Source organism: Xanthomonas bonasiae (assembly GCF_017163705.1).
In the GTDB taxonomy this organism is placed as follows: domain Bacteria; phylum Pseudomonadota; class Gammaproteobacteria; order Xanthomonadales; family Xanthomonadaceae; genus Xanthomonas_A; species Xanthomonas_A bonasiae.
The window spans coordinates 88,832-102,797 of record NZ_JAFIWB010000008.1; the positions used below are offsets into that span (position 1 = coordinate 88,832).

General features: G+C 68.9%; 13 protein-coding genes. 7 read left to right on the forward strand and 6 right to left on the reverse strand.

The features are described from left to right. Positions 1-163 precede the first annotated feature (163 nt). Positions 164-697 (reverse strand): inorganic diphosphatase, encoded by a 534-nt coding sequence (ppa, locus tag JR064_RS10020; protein WP_179567039.1) that lies wholly within the window; start codon positions 695-697, stop codon positions 164-166. A 194-nt stretch (positions 698-891) separates the two neighbouring features. Between ppa and JR064_RS10025 the strand changes: the two genes are divergently transcribed. Beyond that, a complete protein-coding gene (locus JR064_RS10025) occupies positions 892-1,377 on the forward strand; it encodes a hypothetical protein (protein WP_179567037.1) in 486 nt (161 codons plus the stop codon). A gap of 59 nt (positions 1,378-1,436) precedes the next feature. Here JR064_RS10025 and JR064_RS10030 read toward each other — a convergent pair whose 3' ends face one another. Continuing rightward, positions 1,437-3,464 (reverse strand): sodium-translocating pyrophosphatase, encoded by a 2,028-nt coding sequence (locus tag JR064_RS10030; RefSeq protein WP_206229618.1) that lies wholly within the window; start codon positions 3,462-3,464, stop codon positions 1,437-1,439. 256 nt (positions 3,465-3,720) lie between these two features. Between JR064_RS10030 and JR064_RS10035 the strand changes: the two genes are divergently transcribed. Then, on the forward strand, positions 3,721-4,260 hold the full coding sequence (locus tag JR064_RS10035) for a hypothetical protein (RefSeq protein ID WP_241092979.1): 540 nt from the start codon (positions 3,721-3,723) through the stop codon (positions 4,258-4,260). Positions 4,261-4,549: 289 nt separating this feature from the next. Here the strand turns inward: JR064_RS10035 and JR064_RS10040 are convergent, their stop codons facing one another. Beyond that, positions 4,550-4,777: a DUF6434 domain-containing protein gene (locus JR064_RS10040; RefSeq protein WP_206229619.1), complete on the reverse strand. Its 228-nt coding sequence runs from the start codon at positions 4,775-4,777 to the stop codon at positions 4,550-4,552. 94 nt (positions 4,778-4,871) lie between these two features. On the opposite strand from JR064_RS10040, the gene JR064_RS10045 reads away from it, so the two are divergent. Then, positions 4,872-6,200: a hypothetical protein gene (locus JR064_RS10045; protein WP_206229620.1), complete on the forward strand. Its 1,329-nt coding sequence runs from the start codon at positions 4,872-4,874 to the stop codon at positions 6,198-6,200. A gap of 195 nt (positions 6,201-6,395) precedes the next feature. Here the strand turns inward: JR064_RS10045 and JR064_RS10050 are convergent, their stop codons facing one another. Together JR064_RS10050 and JR064_RS10055 are read right to left on the reverse strand one after the other, a co-directional pair. Further along, positions 6,396-6,623: a DUF6434 domain-containing protein gene (locus JR064_RS10050; protein ID WP_206229621.1), complete on the reverse strand. Its 228-nt coding sequence runs from the start codon at positions 6,621-6,623 to the stop codon at positions 6,396-6,398. Positions 6,624-6,764: 141 nt separating this feature from the next. Next, a complete protein-coding gene (locus tag JR064_RS10055; protein ID WP_206229622.1) occupies positions 6,765-7,304 on the reverse strand; it encodes a hypothetical protein in 540 nt (179 codons plus the stop codon). A gap of 136 nt (positions 7,305-7,440) precedes the next feature. Between JR064_RS10055 and JR064_RS10060 the strand changes: the two genes are divergently transcribed. Further along, positions 7,441-8,016, forward strand: coding sequence for a TetR/AcrR family transcriptional regulator (locus JR064_RS10060; RefSeq protein WP_179567025.1), 576 nt, complete (start codon positions 7,441-7,443; stop codon positions 8,014-8,016). Between the two features lie 147 nt (positions 8,017-8,163). Here JR064_RS10060 and JR064_RS10065 read toward each other — a convergent pair whose 3' ends face one another. Further along, positions 8,164-9,423, reverse strand: a complete 1,260-nt coding sequence (locus JR064_RS10065; protein WP_206229623.1) for a 6-phosphofructokinase — start codon at positions 9,421-9,423, stop codon at positions 8,164-8,166. A 145-nt stretch (positions 9,424-9,568) separates the two neighbouring features. Between JR064_RS10065 and JR064_RS10070 the strand changes: the two genes are divergently transcribed. From JR064_RS10070 to JR064_RS10080, 3 genes are all read left to right on the forward strand, one after another. Then, positions 9,569-10,132: an adenylate kinase gene (locus tag JR064_RS10070; RefSeq protein WP_179567021.1), complete on the forward strand. Its 564-nt coding sequence runs from the start codon at positions 9,569-9,571 to the stop codon at positions 10,130-10,132. A gap of 1,405 nt (positions 10,133-11,537) precedes the next feature. Further along, positions 11,538-13,025 (forward strand): UDP-N-acetylmuramate:L-alanyl-gamma-D-glutamyl-meso-diaminopimelate ligase, encoded by a 1,488-nt coding sequence (gene mpl / locus JR064_RS10075; RefSeq protein WP_206229624.1) that lies wholly within the window; start codon positions 11,538-11,540, stop codon positions 13,023-13,025. Between the two features lie 28 nt (positions 13,026-13,053). Next, the gene (locus JR064_RS10080) at positions 13,054-13,635 is read left to right on the forward strand and encodes an LON peptidase substrate-binding domain-containing protein (protein ID WP_206229625.1); all 582 of its coding nucleotides are present in this window, start codon (positions 13,054-13,056) and stop codon (positions 13,633-13,635) included. The last annotated feature ends 331 nt before the right edge of the window (positions 13,636-13,966 follow it).

Below are 13,966 nucleotides of genomic sequence, written 5' to 3' on the forward strand. Positions count from 1 at the left end.
GAGACTACCCCCCAAGAGGGGCCGGTTCACGCTCGACCGGCCCGGACATTCGTTCAGCAATGTACTCTAAACCCCGGAATGCGGCAGCGTCCGCATTCGTAAAACGTGAAGCGAGTCAGCCGCGGCGGTTGGTCCCCCCCCACCGCGGCGTCGGTTGGTCGGGTCAGGCGCCGGCCTTGTAGCGCTCGACCGCGTCCAGCAGGATCTGCTTGGCCTCGGCGGCGTTGCCCCAGCCGTCCAGCTTGACCCACTTGCCCTTCTCCAGATCCTTGTAGTGCTCGAAGAAGTGGCCGATGCGCTCCATCCAGTGGCCCGACACCTGGGCGATGTCCTCGATGTGGCCGTAGCCCTCGAACACCTTGGCCACCGGCACCGCCAGGATCTTCTCGTCGCTGCCGGCCTCGTCGCTCATCTTGAGCACGCCGACCGGGCGGCAACGCACCACGCAGCCGGGCACCAGCGGCAGCGGCAGCACCACCAGCACGTCGGCCGGGTCGCCGTCGCCGCACAGGGTGTTGGGCACGTAGCCGTAGTTGCAGGGGTAGCGCATCGGCGTGGACAGGATCCGGTCGACGAAGATCGCGCCGCTGGCCTTGTCCACTTCGTACTTGACCGGCTCCGAATCCTTGGGGATTTCGATGACGACGTTGATTTCTTCCGGGAGATTCTTGCCGGAGGTGACCAGTTCCAGACCCATGCGCTAGCTCCAGTGGAGTGGCTTCAAAGAGGCCTGCATTCTAGTCGGTTGGCTGTTGCAATGCAGCGCGGGCGGCTAAGCCTATTCCTACAAGGCTTTCGGACTCCGTACCGCTGCGCATGGGCAGGTGTCCGATAGTGCCCGGCCGCCTGCGGGGCGACCCTGTGTCCACAGTCCACCCAAGGAGCAAGGCGATGAAAGGAATCCGGTATTCGATGGGCCCGCTGCTGGCGGTCGTGTTGCTGGCCTGTGGCGCATCCCGGGCGCAGGCGCAGCAGGTCTACGTGGATGCGGTCGACTATCCCACCGCGGGCGCGGGCTGGGAGGCGTTCGACGACCTGGAGCGGCGGCTGGCCGAGGACTTCGACCAGAGCTGCGGCGACACCTTCTGCGAGGGCGAGTACAGCGACTACCAGCCGCTGCGCTACCGCTGCTCGGTGCGCCAGCGCGATGGGGCGATCGGCCAGTGCGTGTGGACCTTCGGGGCCAGCGAGGCCAGCATCGACCCGGCCACCGGCCAGGTGCAGGTGGATGCGAAGCTGTGGCAGTGCCCCACGCCGTTGCTGCCGCAGACCCGGCTGGTCGCGCTGTACCAGGCGCTGGCAGGGGAGCACCCGTTGTTCGCGGCGCTGCCGCACAGCCAGCGCAGCGTCAACGACGGTTTGATCGATTGCCTGTAGTGGCGCTGCGTGCGGCCCGGCGCCGGCGGATCGCCAGCGCCGGTGCCGGGCGCGTGCCGCTACAGCAGCGGCACCATCAGCAGGGCGACGATGTTGATGATCTTGATCAGCGGGTTGATCGCCGGGCCGGCGGTGTCCTTGTACGGATCGCCGACCGTGTCGCCGGTGACCGCGGCCTTGTGCGCCTCGCTGCCCTTGCCGCCGAAGTGGCCATCCTCGATGTACTTCTTGGCGTTGTCCCAGGCGCCGCCGCCGGTGGTCATCGAGATCGCCACGAACAGCCCGGTGACGATGGTGCCGATCAGCAGGCCGCCGAGCGCGCGCGGGCCGAGCAGCAGCCCGACCACGACCGGCACTGCCACCGGCAGCAGCGACGGCACGATCATTTCGCGGATCGCCGAGCGGGTCAGCATGTCCACCGCGCGGTCGTACTGCGGCTTGCCGGTGCCTTCCATGATGCCGGGGATCTCGCGGAACTGGCGCCGCACCTCCTCGACCACGGCGCCGGCGGCGCGGCCCACCGCCTCCATCGCCATCGCGCCGAACAGATAGGGAATCAGGCCGCCGAGCAGCAGGCCGATGATCACCGTGTGGTCGGACAGGTCGAAGGCGAAGGTTTCGCCCGGATGCGCGGCGCGCAGGTTGTGCGTGTAGTCGGCGAACAGCACCAGCGCGGCCAGTGCGGCCGAACCGATCGCGTAGCCCTTGGTCACCGCCTTGGTGGTGTTGCCGACCGCATCCAGCGGGTCGGTCACCGCGCGCACCTCCGGCGGCAGCTCGGCCATCTCGGCGATGCCGCCGGCGTTGTCGGTGATCGGCCCGTAGGCATCGAGCGCGACGATCATGCCGGCCATCGACAGCATCGCGGTGGCGGCGATGGCGATGCCGTACAGGCCCGACAGCGCGAACGCGCCCCAGATCGCCGCGCACACCGCGATCACCGGCAGCGCGGTCGACTTCATCGAGATGCCGAGCCCGGCGATGATGTTGGTGCCGTGGCCGGTGGTCGAGGCCTGCGCCACGTGCTGCACCGGTTTGTACTGGGTGCCGGTGTAGTACTCGGTGATCCACACGATCAGGCCGGTCAGCACCAGGCCGATCAGCGCGCAGCCGTACAGCTTGGTCGCGCCGGAGGCGGTGTCGCCCATCAGCTGCTGGGTCACCGGCCAGAACGCCGCCGCGGCCAGCAGTGCGGACACGATCACGCCCTTGTACAGCGCGCCCATGATCGAGCCGCCGGGCCGCACGCGCACGAAGAAGGTGCCGACGATCGAGGCGACGATCGACACCCCGCCGAGCACCAGCGGATACAGCACCGCGTTGCGCCCGGCCTCGGCCGCCATCAGCCCGCCGAGCAGCATGGTGGCGATGACGGTGACCGCGTAGGTCTCGAACAGGTCCGCGGCCATGCCCGCGCAGTCGCCGACGTTGTCGCCGACGTTGTCGGCGATCACTGCCGGGTTGCGCGGATCGTCCTCGGGGATGCCGGCCTCGACCTTGCCGACCAGGTCCGCGCCGACGTCGGCGCCCTTGGTGAAGATGCCGCCGCCCAGCCGCGCGAAGATCGAGATCAGCGAACTGCCGAAGGCCAGGCCGACCAGCGCATGCAGGCTTTCCTCGACGCTGCGCCCCAGCCATTGCAGCACGCCGTAGTAGCCGGCCACGCCGATCAGGCCCAGCCCGACCACCAGCATGCCGGTGATCGCGCCGCCGCGGAACGCCACGTCCATCGCCGGCCCCAGGCCGCGCCGCGCCGCCTCGGCGGTGCGCACGTTGGCGCGCACCGACAGGTTCATGCCGATGTAGCCGGCCGCGCCGGACAGCACCGCGCCGATCGCGAAGCCGCCGGCGGTGTACCAGCTCAGGAAGAACCCGACCAGCAGCAACAGCGCCACGCCGGCGATGGCGATGGTCTGGTATTGGCGGTTGAGGTAGGCGCGTGCGCCTTCCTGGATCGCATCGGCGATCTGCCGCATGCGTTCGTTGCCGGCGGGCTGCGCCAGGATCCAGCGCGTGGACACGACGCCGTAGAGTACTGCCAAGACCGCGCACGCCAGTGCCACGGTGACCGCATATCGTTCCAGCATGACCCCTCCCAAGGATGTGGATGTCGCCCAAGCGTGTGGACGTACAGCGGGATCACACCGAAGGAGCCTGAGGCATGCAACGACTCCGCGGCCGCAACGCGCCGGTGGTGCGTATCGCAATGTGCGACCTGGCTTGAACCGGGCCGAGTATGCGCCCGGGTCCTACGCATCGCCAGCGGCAGGCGCCTGCGCTGTCTTGGCGCCGCGTTCAGTCGGCGCGTGGCAGCGTTGCGCATCGCTTCCAAGGAGCAAGCCCATGCAATCGACGATCCCGGCGCGGCGGCGCGCATTCGCTTCGACCCTGGCCCTGGGCCTGTGCGCCTGCGCGCCGCTGGCGGCGCTGGCCGCCGATCCGGTCCCGGAACTGCAGCGCCAGCCCGGTGCCGCGCAGGCGGTGGGTGTGGTGCACACGATCCGGCAGATCCCCGAGGCCTGCGTGCGCTTCGAAGGCGTCTACACCGGCGATGCGGCACAGCCCTACAAGTTTTCCGCGGTGCGCAGCAGCCCCACCTGCCAGCCGCGCGCCAGGCTGGTGGAGTTCGACCAGGCCAAGCCCAGCGAGGCCACCGGCTGGAAGTTCAACGACGTGATCCGCGTGCCCAGCGCGGCCTGTCCGTCGCAGCAGGCGGTGGTGCGGGTGTGGCGCAAGCCGGTGGCGACCAAGGCGGAGCTCGACGGCCAGGGCCAGTCGCGGATCTATCTGGAAGAGGCGAAGAAGCAGGCCGCGGCCGGCGCGATCGCGCAGGTGCCGCAGTTCGCCGCGCAGATGACGCTGGAAGGCAAGGCCTGCCGCTGAGCCGGGGCGCGGAGCGGCATTTCGCCGCGCGCGGCATCCCCAATTGGTTCCGGCGAGATTTGCGGGACGTCGCCCGCTGCGTGCCTGCTTAAGCGTCGCCGCCGATGCCATGCATGGACATCGGCGGGTGCGGCGCGTCCTCGCCTGGTGCGATGCGCATGCTCGCAAGCTTCATCGCGTCCAGTGCCGCTGGCGGCTGTCTCGGACTGTCGCGCCCCGCCGCCGATGCGCACTGCCGTTGTTTCAGGTGTGCAGTTCGGCGCGTGGGCGCATTCGAGCCGGTGCAGGCCTAGCGCGCCGCTTCCGGCCCTTGTCGCCGCCGCCGCAACCATTCGTCGGCAACCTCGCCCATGCTCCTGGGCATGCCGTCCTTGATCCACGCCATGAAGTCGCGATCGAACTTGAACTCGGCGCCGCATGCGCCGCTGAGGAAGCGGCGTACTGCCTGCGTATTCCGATAGGTCCTGTCGACCGGCGTCGCGCGCGTGATCGGGCCGTTTTGCCAGTCGAAGCTCATCTCGTTCCTTGCCGATCGTGCGCGCCGGTCGCGATCTTGTCTTTCGTCGCGCTCCTGGCAATACTCCTGCACGCGCTAAAAGGTCCGAGCATCCATGCGGTTTCAATCGATTGTCGGCGGCTTGTTGTGGCTGATGGCGGCGACGGCTGCGAGTACGGCCGCGATGCCTTCCGCCATGGCCTCGCCGGCCGTGCCGGATGCGCCCGCGTCGGATGCGGCGGCGCGCGTCCAGGCCGCCAACGACCAGTCCGTCCAGGACGCCATGCATGGCCGCTATCTGGATGCCTCGTTCGGCCTGCTGGCGCATCTCGGCGTCGCCTCGGCGGGCGATATCCAGGATGCGGACGTGTTCGACCAATGGGCGCAGGTGATGTCGTGCATGACCGGCATGCCGACGTTCAATCCGGCGAAGGCGGCGGACTTCCACGTGCCCGAAGAACAGCTCGCCGACCTGCGCGCCGCGCACGGCGTTTCCGCGCTTGCGGAGATCGTGCGCCGCGCGCGCCGCACCAGCATCGTGATCCTCGACGAGAACCATCTCGATCCACGCGGCCGCGCGTTCGGGCTGGAGGTCGCGCGCGCCTTGCGCCCGCTCGGCTACACCGTGCTGGCGGCCGAGGCGTTGAAGCGCGATGCCGACGATGCGGTCTCGCGCGACAAGATGGCGGCGCTCTCGAAGGACGGCTACCCACGGCAGACGAGCGGCTACTACCTGCACGATCCGGTCTTCGCCGATTTCCTGCGCCAGTCGCTCGCGCTGGGCTACCATCTGGTGTCGTACGAAACCACGCGCACGGACTACGCCGCCGATCCCGGCGAGGCCCAGGCGCAGCGGGAGCAGGACCAGGCCGACAACCTCATCCGGCGCGCGCTCGAGCACGCTCCCGCCAGCAAGATCCTGATCTATGCCGGCGAACACCATGCCGCCGAACGGCCGATCGCCGCAGAGGGCGGAAAGGTCGAGATGATGGCGCAGCGGCTCAAGCGCGCCACGGGCATCGATCCGCTGACGATCGACCAGGCGGGCCTGTCGCCGATCCCGATGAATCGGCCCGACGCCGACCTGTACGCCATCGCCGAACCCAAGACACATGGCCGCTCCGTGGTCTTGATGCGGCACGGCAAGCCGCTGACGGTGGGCCTGCTAGCGGGTTCGGTCGATCTGCAGGTCGTGCACCCGCGCACGACGCTCGTCGCCGGGCGTCCGCAATGGCTGGCGGGCATGGGCCGCACGCCGAGTCCGATCCCGCAGGCGCTGTTGCCGACCGCCGGCACCCGCCTGGTCCAGGCCTTCGTCGCGCGCGAGGGCGACGACGCGATCGCGCTGGACCAAGTGCTGGTCGCGCCGGGAACCGCAGCTCCCGCGTTGATGCTGCCGTCGCTGCCGGTTCGCTATGCCGTGCAGGAACGCGACGCGCGCTAAGGCCTGCAACGCGATCGGCACCGCCTGGCCCAATCGCGTCGCCAGGTCCTGGGCAGTCGCGAGGCTGCGCTGCGCAGCCGCACTTGGCAGCAGGTTGGAGAACTGATGCCACTGCGTTCTTTGTCGCCAGTTCTTAATCGAACGCACAGGCCACGCACGCGGAGTCGAACATATAGGCCACGCGAACCCACGCAGCTATCGAGCTGGCGACAGTCCTGCCCGCTGCCGGCGCAGCCATTCGGCGGCAACGTCGCCCATGTTCTTGGGCGCGCCGTCCTTGATCCATGCCACGAAGGCGCGATCGAACTTGAACCCGGCCCCGCACGCGCCGGCCAGGAACCGGCGCACGGCCTGCGCATTGCGGCAGGTCTCGTCCACCGGGGTTGCGTGCGTGATCGGACCGTTGTGCCAATCGACGCCCATTCCGGTTCCTTGTCGCCGGTTTGCAGGGCGGATGCCGGTTGCCGTGCGATAGCGTAACTGCCTCCTGCGCCGTGAATCCGCAGCACCCTTGCGCCTGGACAACCATTATCCAAGGCGGGGAGCGTGTTCTCGCCAGGCGCCTCAGGAAGTCGAGGGCGCCGGACGCGGCTTCCGGAAGCTCAGCCACAGGGCGGAAAGCAGGAAGTAGAGTCCGCCGAATCCAGCGTAGGGCGCGAGCTGGGCGAGGGTCGGCGCGGCGCCGAACGACTGGACGACGAAGAAGACACCGGCGAGCGCCGATTGGGCGCCACTGAGCATCATGAAGACCTGGCCGCCGAGCTTGCGGCGGCGGATGCCCACGGCGAGCTGGAACAGTCCGGCGAGCAGCGCCCATGCGCCGAAAACCAGGACGCCGCCCGGGTTGCCGTGCAGCGCGAACGCGATGGCCATGGCGACGGCGGTGACGGCACTGACCAGCGCGTTGAACGTCTGCCCCGGGTTGGCCTGGAGTCCGCCGCTGCGCCGCGCATCCAGAACGTTCGCGAGCGCGTCCCAGGCCGGGTAAAGCACCAGGAGTGTCCCGGCGAGCGCCGCGGATCCGGGCGAGGAAAGGAGGGCCGCGGCAACCCAGGCAAAGGCGGCGGCGGCGCGCAGGAAGTAGAAATTGCGAAGTGCGTTCATGGGGGACATCCTCGGAAGAGATATCAACCTACTAGTTGGTAGGCAAATAGTCAATGCATTCCTGAGATCCCTTGATCTCAGGCCATACAGCGCTTGATGGACCGAGTGACTACCTACCGGGTGGTAGAATCCAGCCATGACCACGCAGCAGAAACTGATCGATTCGGCCCGTTACCTGATCCAGACCCGGGGCTACAACGGCTTCAGCTACGCCGACGTCGCCGAACAGGTACAGGTGCGCAAGGCGAGCATCCACCACCACTTTCCTGCCAAGGCCGATCTGGCGCGTGCGGTCGTGGAGGAATCCCGCGCCCTGATCGTTGCGCAGACCCGGATGCTGGAGAGCGGCGTCTTCGATCCCGAGCAGCAACTCGGCTTCTATACCGGCTACTGGGAGCGGTGCATCGCCGACGCGTCCGCCCCTTTTTGCGTCGCCGGCATGCTCGCCAGCGAATTGCCCACCTTGCCCGACGATCTGGCCGAGCATGTGCGCGCGCACTTCCGCGACCTGTCGAACTGGCTGGAAATCGTACTGACCAAGGGCGCGCAACTGGGCCGCTTCCAGCTGCAAGGCTCCGCCCGCCTGGAGGCGGAAGCGTTCATGTCGATCGTGTACGGCGCGATGCTCACCGCGCGCGCCTATGGCGAACCGAAGGTGTTCGCGGAGATCGTCCAAAGCGGGCTGAAGAAGCTTCTGCGCCCGCCAGGGTGATCCGCCCGGCGCTCAACCGGCACAGCGCGCCGGGTGCAGGAGATGTGGCGTCGGGGACCCGGCTGCAGCGAAAGCGGCACTGTCCCGGCGGCCATGACCGAAGCGCGCTGGACGCCGGGGCCCGCGCCCCGGCACCCGCGCCATGCCTCACCCCTCCCAGGCCGGCAACTTCTTCTTCACCGCCACGTTCTTCAGCGCCACGTACTTCGGCAGGCCGTCGTTGCGGTCGTAGGGCGGATAGGCTTCGCCGCGGATCAGCGGCTGCAGGTAGCGGCGCGCCTTCTCGGTGATGCCGAAGCCGTCCTTGCGCAGGAACGCCGGCGGCATCTTCTTCTCGTGGTTGGCGATCTTGCTCAGCGGCGCGGCTTCGATCTTCCAGCGGTACGGCGCATCGCTGCTGCGCACGATCACCGGCATCACCGCGTTCATGCCCTTCAGCGCGAACTGCACCGCGGCCTTGCCGGCCGCCTGGGCCTGTTCCCAGTCGGTCTTGGAGGCGATGTGGCGGGCCGAGCGCTGCAGGTAGTCGGGCAGGGTCCAGTGCACCTTGTAGCCGAGTTCGGCCTTGACCTTGCCGGCCAGGTAAGAAGCCACGCCTCCGAGCTGGCTGTGGCCGAACGCGTCCGTGCCGCCGCCGGCATCGGCGACGAAGCGTCCGTCGGCGGTCTGGATGCCTTCGCTGGCCACCACCACGCACCAGCCGACCTTGTCCACCACCTTGCGCACCTGCGCCAGGAACGCGGCTTCGTCGTAGGCGCGTTCGGGAAACAGGATGATCTGCGGCGCGTCGTCGGGCGACTGCGCGGCCAGGCCGGCCGCGGCGGCCAGCCAGCCGGCGTGGCGGCCCATCGCCTCGTAGACAAATACCTTAGTCGAGGTCTCGGCCATCGCCGCCACGTCCAGCGCCGCCTCGCGCACCGACACCGCTGTGTACTTGGCGGCCGAACCGAAGCCGGGACAGGTGTCGGTGACCGCCAGGTCGTTGTCGATGGTCTTGGGCACGCCGATGCAGTGCAGCGGATAGCCGAATGCGTCGGCCAGCTGCGACACCTTCCACGCCGTGTCGGCCGAATCGTTGCCGCCGTTGTAGAGGAAGTAGCGCACGTCGTGCGCCTGCAAGACCTGCAGCAGGCGCTCGTACTTGGCGCGGTCGGCCTCCAGCGACTTGAGCTTGTAGCGGCACGAGCCGAACGCGCCGCCGGGGGTGTGCGCCAGCGCGCGGATCGCCGCGGCCGACTCCTTGGAGGTGTCGATCAGCTCCTCGCGCAGCGCGCCGAGAATGCCGTTGCGCGCGGCCAGGACCTTGACCTTGCGCGCGCGCGCCTCGCCGATCACGGCGGCGGCACTGGCGTTGATGACGGCGGTGACGCCGCCGGACTGGGCATACAGCAAGGTGCCTTGGGCCATGGTCGGGACTCGCTCCTGGGGTGGGGACATTGCCGGGACATTGCCCGGATGCGTTAAGCTGGGGGCCTTGCGGTACAGCGCAGGCGTGGCCCCCGAGTCTAACGCCGCCGGCCGCGCACGGTAATTTCCTCGAGGAGTCAGGTTGATGCGATTGGTTCTGTTGGGACCGCCCGGATCGGGCAAGGGCACGCAGGCGAGCCGCCTGAAGGACAAGCTGCAGATCCCGCACATTTCCACCGGCGACCTGCTGCGCGCCGAAGTCGCCGCCGGCACTCCGCTGGGCGTGCAGGCCAAGGAAGTGATGGCGCGCGGCGACCTGGTTTCCGACGATATCCTGCTTGGCATGCTCGAATCGCGGCTCGGCCGCGACGACGTCGCCAACGGTTTCATCCTCGACGGCTATCCACGCAACCTGGCCCAGGCCTCGGCGCTGGACGAACTGCTGGCCAAGATCGGCCAGCCGCTGGACGCGGTGGTGCAGTTGGACGTGGCCACCGAACTGCTGGTCGAGCGCATCGCAGGCCGCGCCAAGGCCGAAGGCCGCGAAGACGACAACCCCGAGTCGGTGCGCAAGCGCCTGCAGGTGTACAACGATTCGACCGCGCCGGTGATCGGTTTCTACGACAAGCGTGGCACCCTGGCGCGCGTGGACGGCGTCGGTTCGCTGGACGACGTGCTGACGCGCATCCTGGCGGCGATCGGCCGCTGAGCCGGCCCTGCGTCGAGCGGCCGCCTCGCTGCGGCGCTCGGCGCGCCTGCTGGTCCGACGCATCCGTAGCCCCTGCTTCGCAGGCCTGCCGCCATCGTGCTGGGCGCACTGTAGGAGGGGCTTCAGCCCCGACGGCTTCCGACCTCGGAAGGCGCGCTGCTGCGCTGGTCGCGGTTGAAACCGCTCCTACAGGGAATATGCGCTTGGTGGGTTGGGTGCGTCGTGGGCGTGCTTCGGCCCGCGCACTGCCCGACGCCGTGTCAGGTCTGCCGCTTCGTTCGTCGCGACCGATAGCGAGGCCATCGGAGTCGCTCCCTAAGGGACTTGTGGCCTGCTCACCGGATGCACTGTCGGAGGGACTTCAGTCCCGACGCATTGCGCCGCCGGAAAGCACGCCGTTTCGCTCGTCGCGGCTGAAGCCGCTCCTACAGGGACTTGCGGCAAGCTGACTGGGTGCACTGTAGGAGGGGCTTCGGCCCCGACGGTTTCCGACCTCGGAAGGCGCGCTGCTGCGCTGATCGCGGTTGAAGCCGCCCCTACAGGGAAAAAATGCGCTTGGTGGTTGGGTGCGTTGTGGGGAGTGCTTCGGCCCCCGCACTGCCTGACGCCGTGTCAGGTTTGCCGCTTCGTTCGTCGCGACCGATAGCGAGGCCATCGGAGTCGCTCCCTAAGGGACTTGCGGCCTGCTCACTGGGTGCACTGTGGGAGGGACTTCAGTCCCGACGCATTGCGCGGCCGGGAAGCACGCCGCTGTGCTCGTCGCGGCTGAAGCCGCTCCTACAGGGACTTGCGGCAAGCTGACTGGGTGCACTGTAGGAGGGGCTTCAGCCCCGACAGGCTGTGTCCGAAGTCCGCACCTCTCACACTGCGCTTGTCGGGGTTGAAACCGCTGCTGCAAGGGATAAAGGGACGCAAGGCCGGCGTGTGCGGCGCGCGCGCAGGGCTCAAGCCCGCCAGGGCGTCGACCCACTCCGGCTGCCGCGCGTCCGTGCCACCTGGTCGGCGAGCCGCGTTCTGCGCCAGGATCCAGCTATATCCGTCGCCAAGGGCGGGCAGGGCAAAACAAACCATGCCTCCCGCCACGCGTGGACGCGGGCGGGAGGCCGGAAACGTTAGGTGCCAGCGAACGGGCTTGCTCAGGGCCCCACAACATGAGCTCCCTTGGGGATGGCCTCTTGGGGAGTAGGACCGTAGGGTGTTGCGGCTGGCTTGTTCATTTTCGATGTTGGCTCCCGACTTGCCTATCGGGAACTTTCTTCGGGGGGTGTGGGGGATTTCCTAACTTGACGTGGCCGCCGTTTCGAGGGCCGGGCGTGGGCGTTCGCCCTTCGGCGGCGCCGCGCCGCGGGCCGGCAGCCGCAGCGTGCCGGTTTGCGCGCGTCGGGGGATCGGCGACAATCGCGCCATGAGCAAGATCCATATTCTCGGCATCGCCGGTACGTTCATGGGCGGTGTCGCCGCGCTGGCGCGCGAACTCGGCGATGAGGTCGAAGGCAGCGACCAGGCGATCTATCCGCCGATGTCCACGCAACTGGAGCACCTGGGCATCGCGCTGAAGCAGGGTTACCTGCCCGAGCACATCGGGGCCGACTGCGCGCAGGTGATCGTCGGCAACGCGCTGTCGCGCGGCAATGCCGCGGTCGAGGCGGTGCTGGATTCCGGCCGTGCCTATACCTCCGGCGCGCAGTGGCTGAGCGAGCGGGTGCTGCCCGGGCGCGACACGCTGGCGGTGGCCGGCACCCATGGCAAGACCACCACGACGAGCATCCTGACCTGGCTGCTGCAGGCGGCTGGCCGCGAGCCGGGGTTCCTGATCGGCGGCGTGGCCGAGGATTTCGGCGTGTCCGCACGTTTGGGCGGCACGGCGTCTTCGGCCGGCGGTGCGCATCGCGATCCGGTCGCCGAGGCCGTCGTTGCGCGCCAGCACGCAGCGGTCGCCACCGGCCCGCGCACGCTTGTCAGCGAAACCGCAGCCGCAGCCGCGCAGGAGCGGCCGCTGTTCGTGGTCGAGGCCGACGAGTACGACACCGCGTTCTTCGACAAGCGCAGCAAGTTCGTGCACTACCGGCCGCTGGTGGCGATCCTCAACAACCTCGAGTACGACCACGCCGACATCTTCCCCGACGTCGCCGCGATCCAGCGCCAGTTCCACCATCTGGTGCGCACCGTGCCGCGGCGCGGCCGGCTCATCGTCAACGGCGAGGACGCGCATCTGCGCGAGGTGCTGGCGATGGGCTGCTGGACGCCGGTGGAGCGCTTCGGCTTCGATCCGGCGTTCGAATGGAGCGCGCGTCCGCTCGCCGCCGACGGCAGCCATTTCGCTGTCTTGCACCGCGGCCAGGAACTGGGCGAAGTGCGCTGGCCGCTGCTCGGCCGGCACAACGTGATGAACGCGCTGGCGGCGCTGGCCGCCGCGCACGCGGTCGGCGTGGCGCCGGCGCAGGTGATGCCGGCGCTGGCGCAGTTCCGCAGCGTCAAGCGGCGCCTGGAAGTGCTCGGCCAGGCGCAGGGCATCACCGTCTACGACGATTTCGCGCATCACCCCACCGCGATCCGCACCACCCTGGAAGGGCTGCGCGCGAACGTGGGCGCGGCGCGCATCGTGGTGGCGATGGAGCCGCGCAGCAATTCGATGCGGCTGGGCGCGCATGCCGAAGCGCTGGCGCCGGCGCTGGAGGCGGCCGATGCGGTGGTGTTCCTGCAGCGGCCGGAGCTGGCCTGGGACGCCGGCAAGGTGATCGCCGCGGTCCGCGGCCAGGCCTGCGCCGCCGCGGACGTGGATGCGCTGCTGGCGGCGCTGCAGGCGCAGGCGCGTGCCGGCGACCATGTGGTGTTCATGTCCAACGGCGGCTTCGACGGTGCGCCGCGGCGCTTCCTGGCGGCGCTGCAATGAGCGTCGTGCCGTGCAGTGGGGCGCCTGCATGAGCGAGGAGCGCAGCACGCTGGCGCTGTTCCCGCTGCATGCGGTGCTGCTGCCGGGTGCGTCGATCAAGCTGCGCGTGTTCGAACGCCGCTACCTGGACATGGTGCGCGACTGCGGTCGCAGCGGCAGCGGCTTCGGCGTGTGTCTGATTCTGGAGGGCGCCGAGACCGGCGTCCCGGCCGTGCCGGCGGCGTACGGCACCGAAGCGCGCATCGTCGATTTCGATGTCGGTGCCGACGGCGTGCTGGTGCTGAGCCTGCGCGGCGAACGCCGCTTTCACGTGTTGCGCAGCCGGGTCCGCGACAACGGCCTGGTGGTCGGCGACGTGCACTGGCGCGCGCCGGACGAGGACGACGAGTTGCAGCCGCAGCACGCGCTGTTGTCGACCGTGCTGGACAGCATCCTGGACCAGGCCGCCGATGTGTATTTGGTGGTCGGCCCGCGCCTGCTCGACCAGGCCGCCTGGGTCGGCTGGCGCCTGGCCGAACTGTTGCCGCTGGACGAGCGCCAGCGCCTGGCGCTGCTGCAGGAAGACGATCCGCACGAGCGGCTGGAGCAGTTGCTGGGGTGGATTCCTTGAAGCCGGGATTGGGGATTCGGGATTCGCAGGAGTGCTGGCGGCGGATGCGTTGAGCGCAGCCTGCGGTTTACAGCAGCATGTTCGTCCGGTAATGCCTGTTTGTGGGAGCGACTTTAGTCGCGACGCGCTCTACCTGGACTATCTGTCGCGATCGAGGCCGCTCTGGCCATGAACGGCGCGCAAGCCGGCCGTCGTCTCGACGGCATCTGACTCGGAGCACGAGGGCGCGTCTCGCTGTGTGTTCGCGTGTCTGCTGCGGCGTGGAGTTGGACGTAGCACTGCGCTGCGGTCCGGAGTGGAGCCGGGGGCCGGGAGCCGGATGCGATATACG

Excerpts from the sequence above, each read along its gene's own strand:
- ppa (WP_179567039.1), bottom strand. The coding sequence starts at position 697 with ATGGGTCTGGAACTGGTCACCTCCGGCAAGAATCTCCCGGAAGAAATC.
- JR064_RS10025 (WP_179567037.1), top strand. The coding sequence starts at position 892 with ATGAAAGGAATCCGGTATTCGATGGGCCCGCTGCTGGCGGTCGTGTTG.
- JR064_RS10030 (WP_206229618.1), bottom strand. The coding sequence starts at position 3,464 with ATGCTGGAACGATATGCGGTCACCGTGGCACTGGCGTGCGCGGTCTTG.
- JR064_RS10035 (WP_241092979.1), top strand. The coding sequence starts at position 3,721 with ATGCAATCGACGATCCCGGCGCGGCGGCGCGCATTCGCTTCGACCCTG.
- JR064_RS10040 (WP_206229619.1), bottom strand. The coding sequence starts at position 4,777 with ATGAGCTTCGACTGGCAAAACGGCCCGATCACGCGCGCGACGCCGGTC.
- JR064_RS10045 (WP_206229620.1), top strand. The coding sequence starts at position 4,872 with ATGCGGTTTCAATCGATTGTCGGCGGCTTGTTGTGGCTGATGGCGGCG.
- JR064_RS10050 (WP_206229621.1), bottom strand. The coding sequence starts at position 6,623 with ATGGGCGTCGATTGGCACAACGGTCCGATCACGCACGCAACCCCGGTG.
- JR064_RS10055 (WP_206229622.1), bottom strand. The coding sequence starts at position 7,304 with ATGAACGCACTTCGCAATTTCTACTTCCTGCGCGCCGCCGCCGCCTTT.
- JR064_RS10060 (WP_179567025.1), top strand. The coding sequence starts at position 7,441 with ATGACCACGCAGCAGAAACTGATCGATTCGGCCCGTTACCTGATCCAG.
- JR064_RS10065 (WP_206229623.1), bottom strand. The coding sequence starts at position 9,423 with ATGGCCCAAGGCACCTTGCTGTATGCCCAGTCCGGCGGCGTCACCGCC.
- JR064_RS10070 (WP_179567021.1), top strand. The coding sequence starts at position 9,569 with ATGCGATTGGTTCTGTTGGGACCGCCCGGATCGGGCAAGGGCACGCAG.
- mpl (WP_206229624.1), top strand. The coding sequence starts at position 11,538 with ATGAGCAAGATCCATATTCTCGGCATCGCCGGTACGTTCATGGGCGGT.
- JR064_RS10080 (WP_206229625.1), top strand. The coding sequence starts at position 13,054 with ATGAGCGAGGAGCGCAGCACGCTGGCGCTGTTCCCGCTGCATGCGGTG.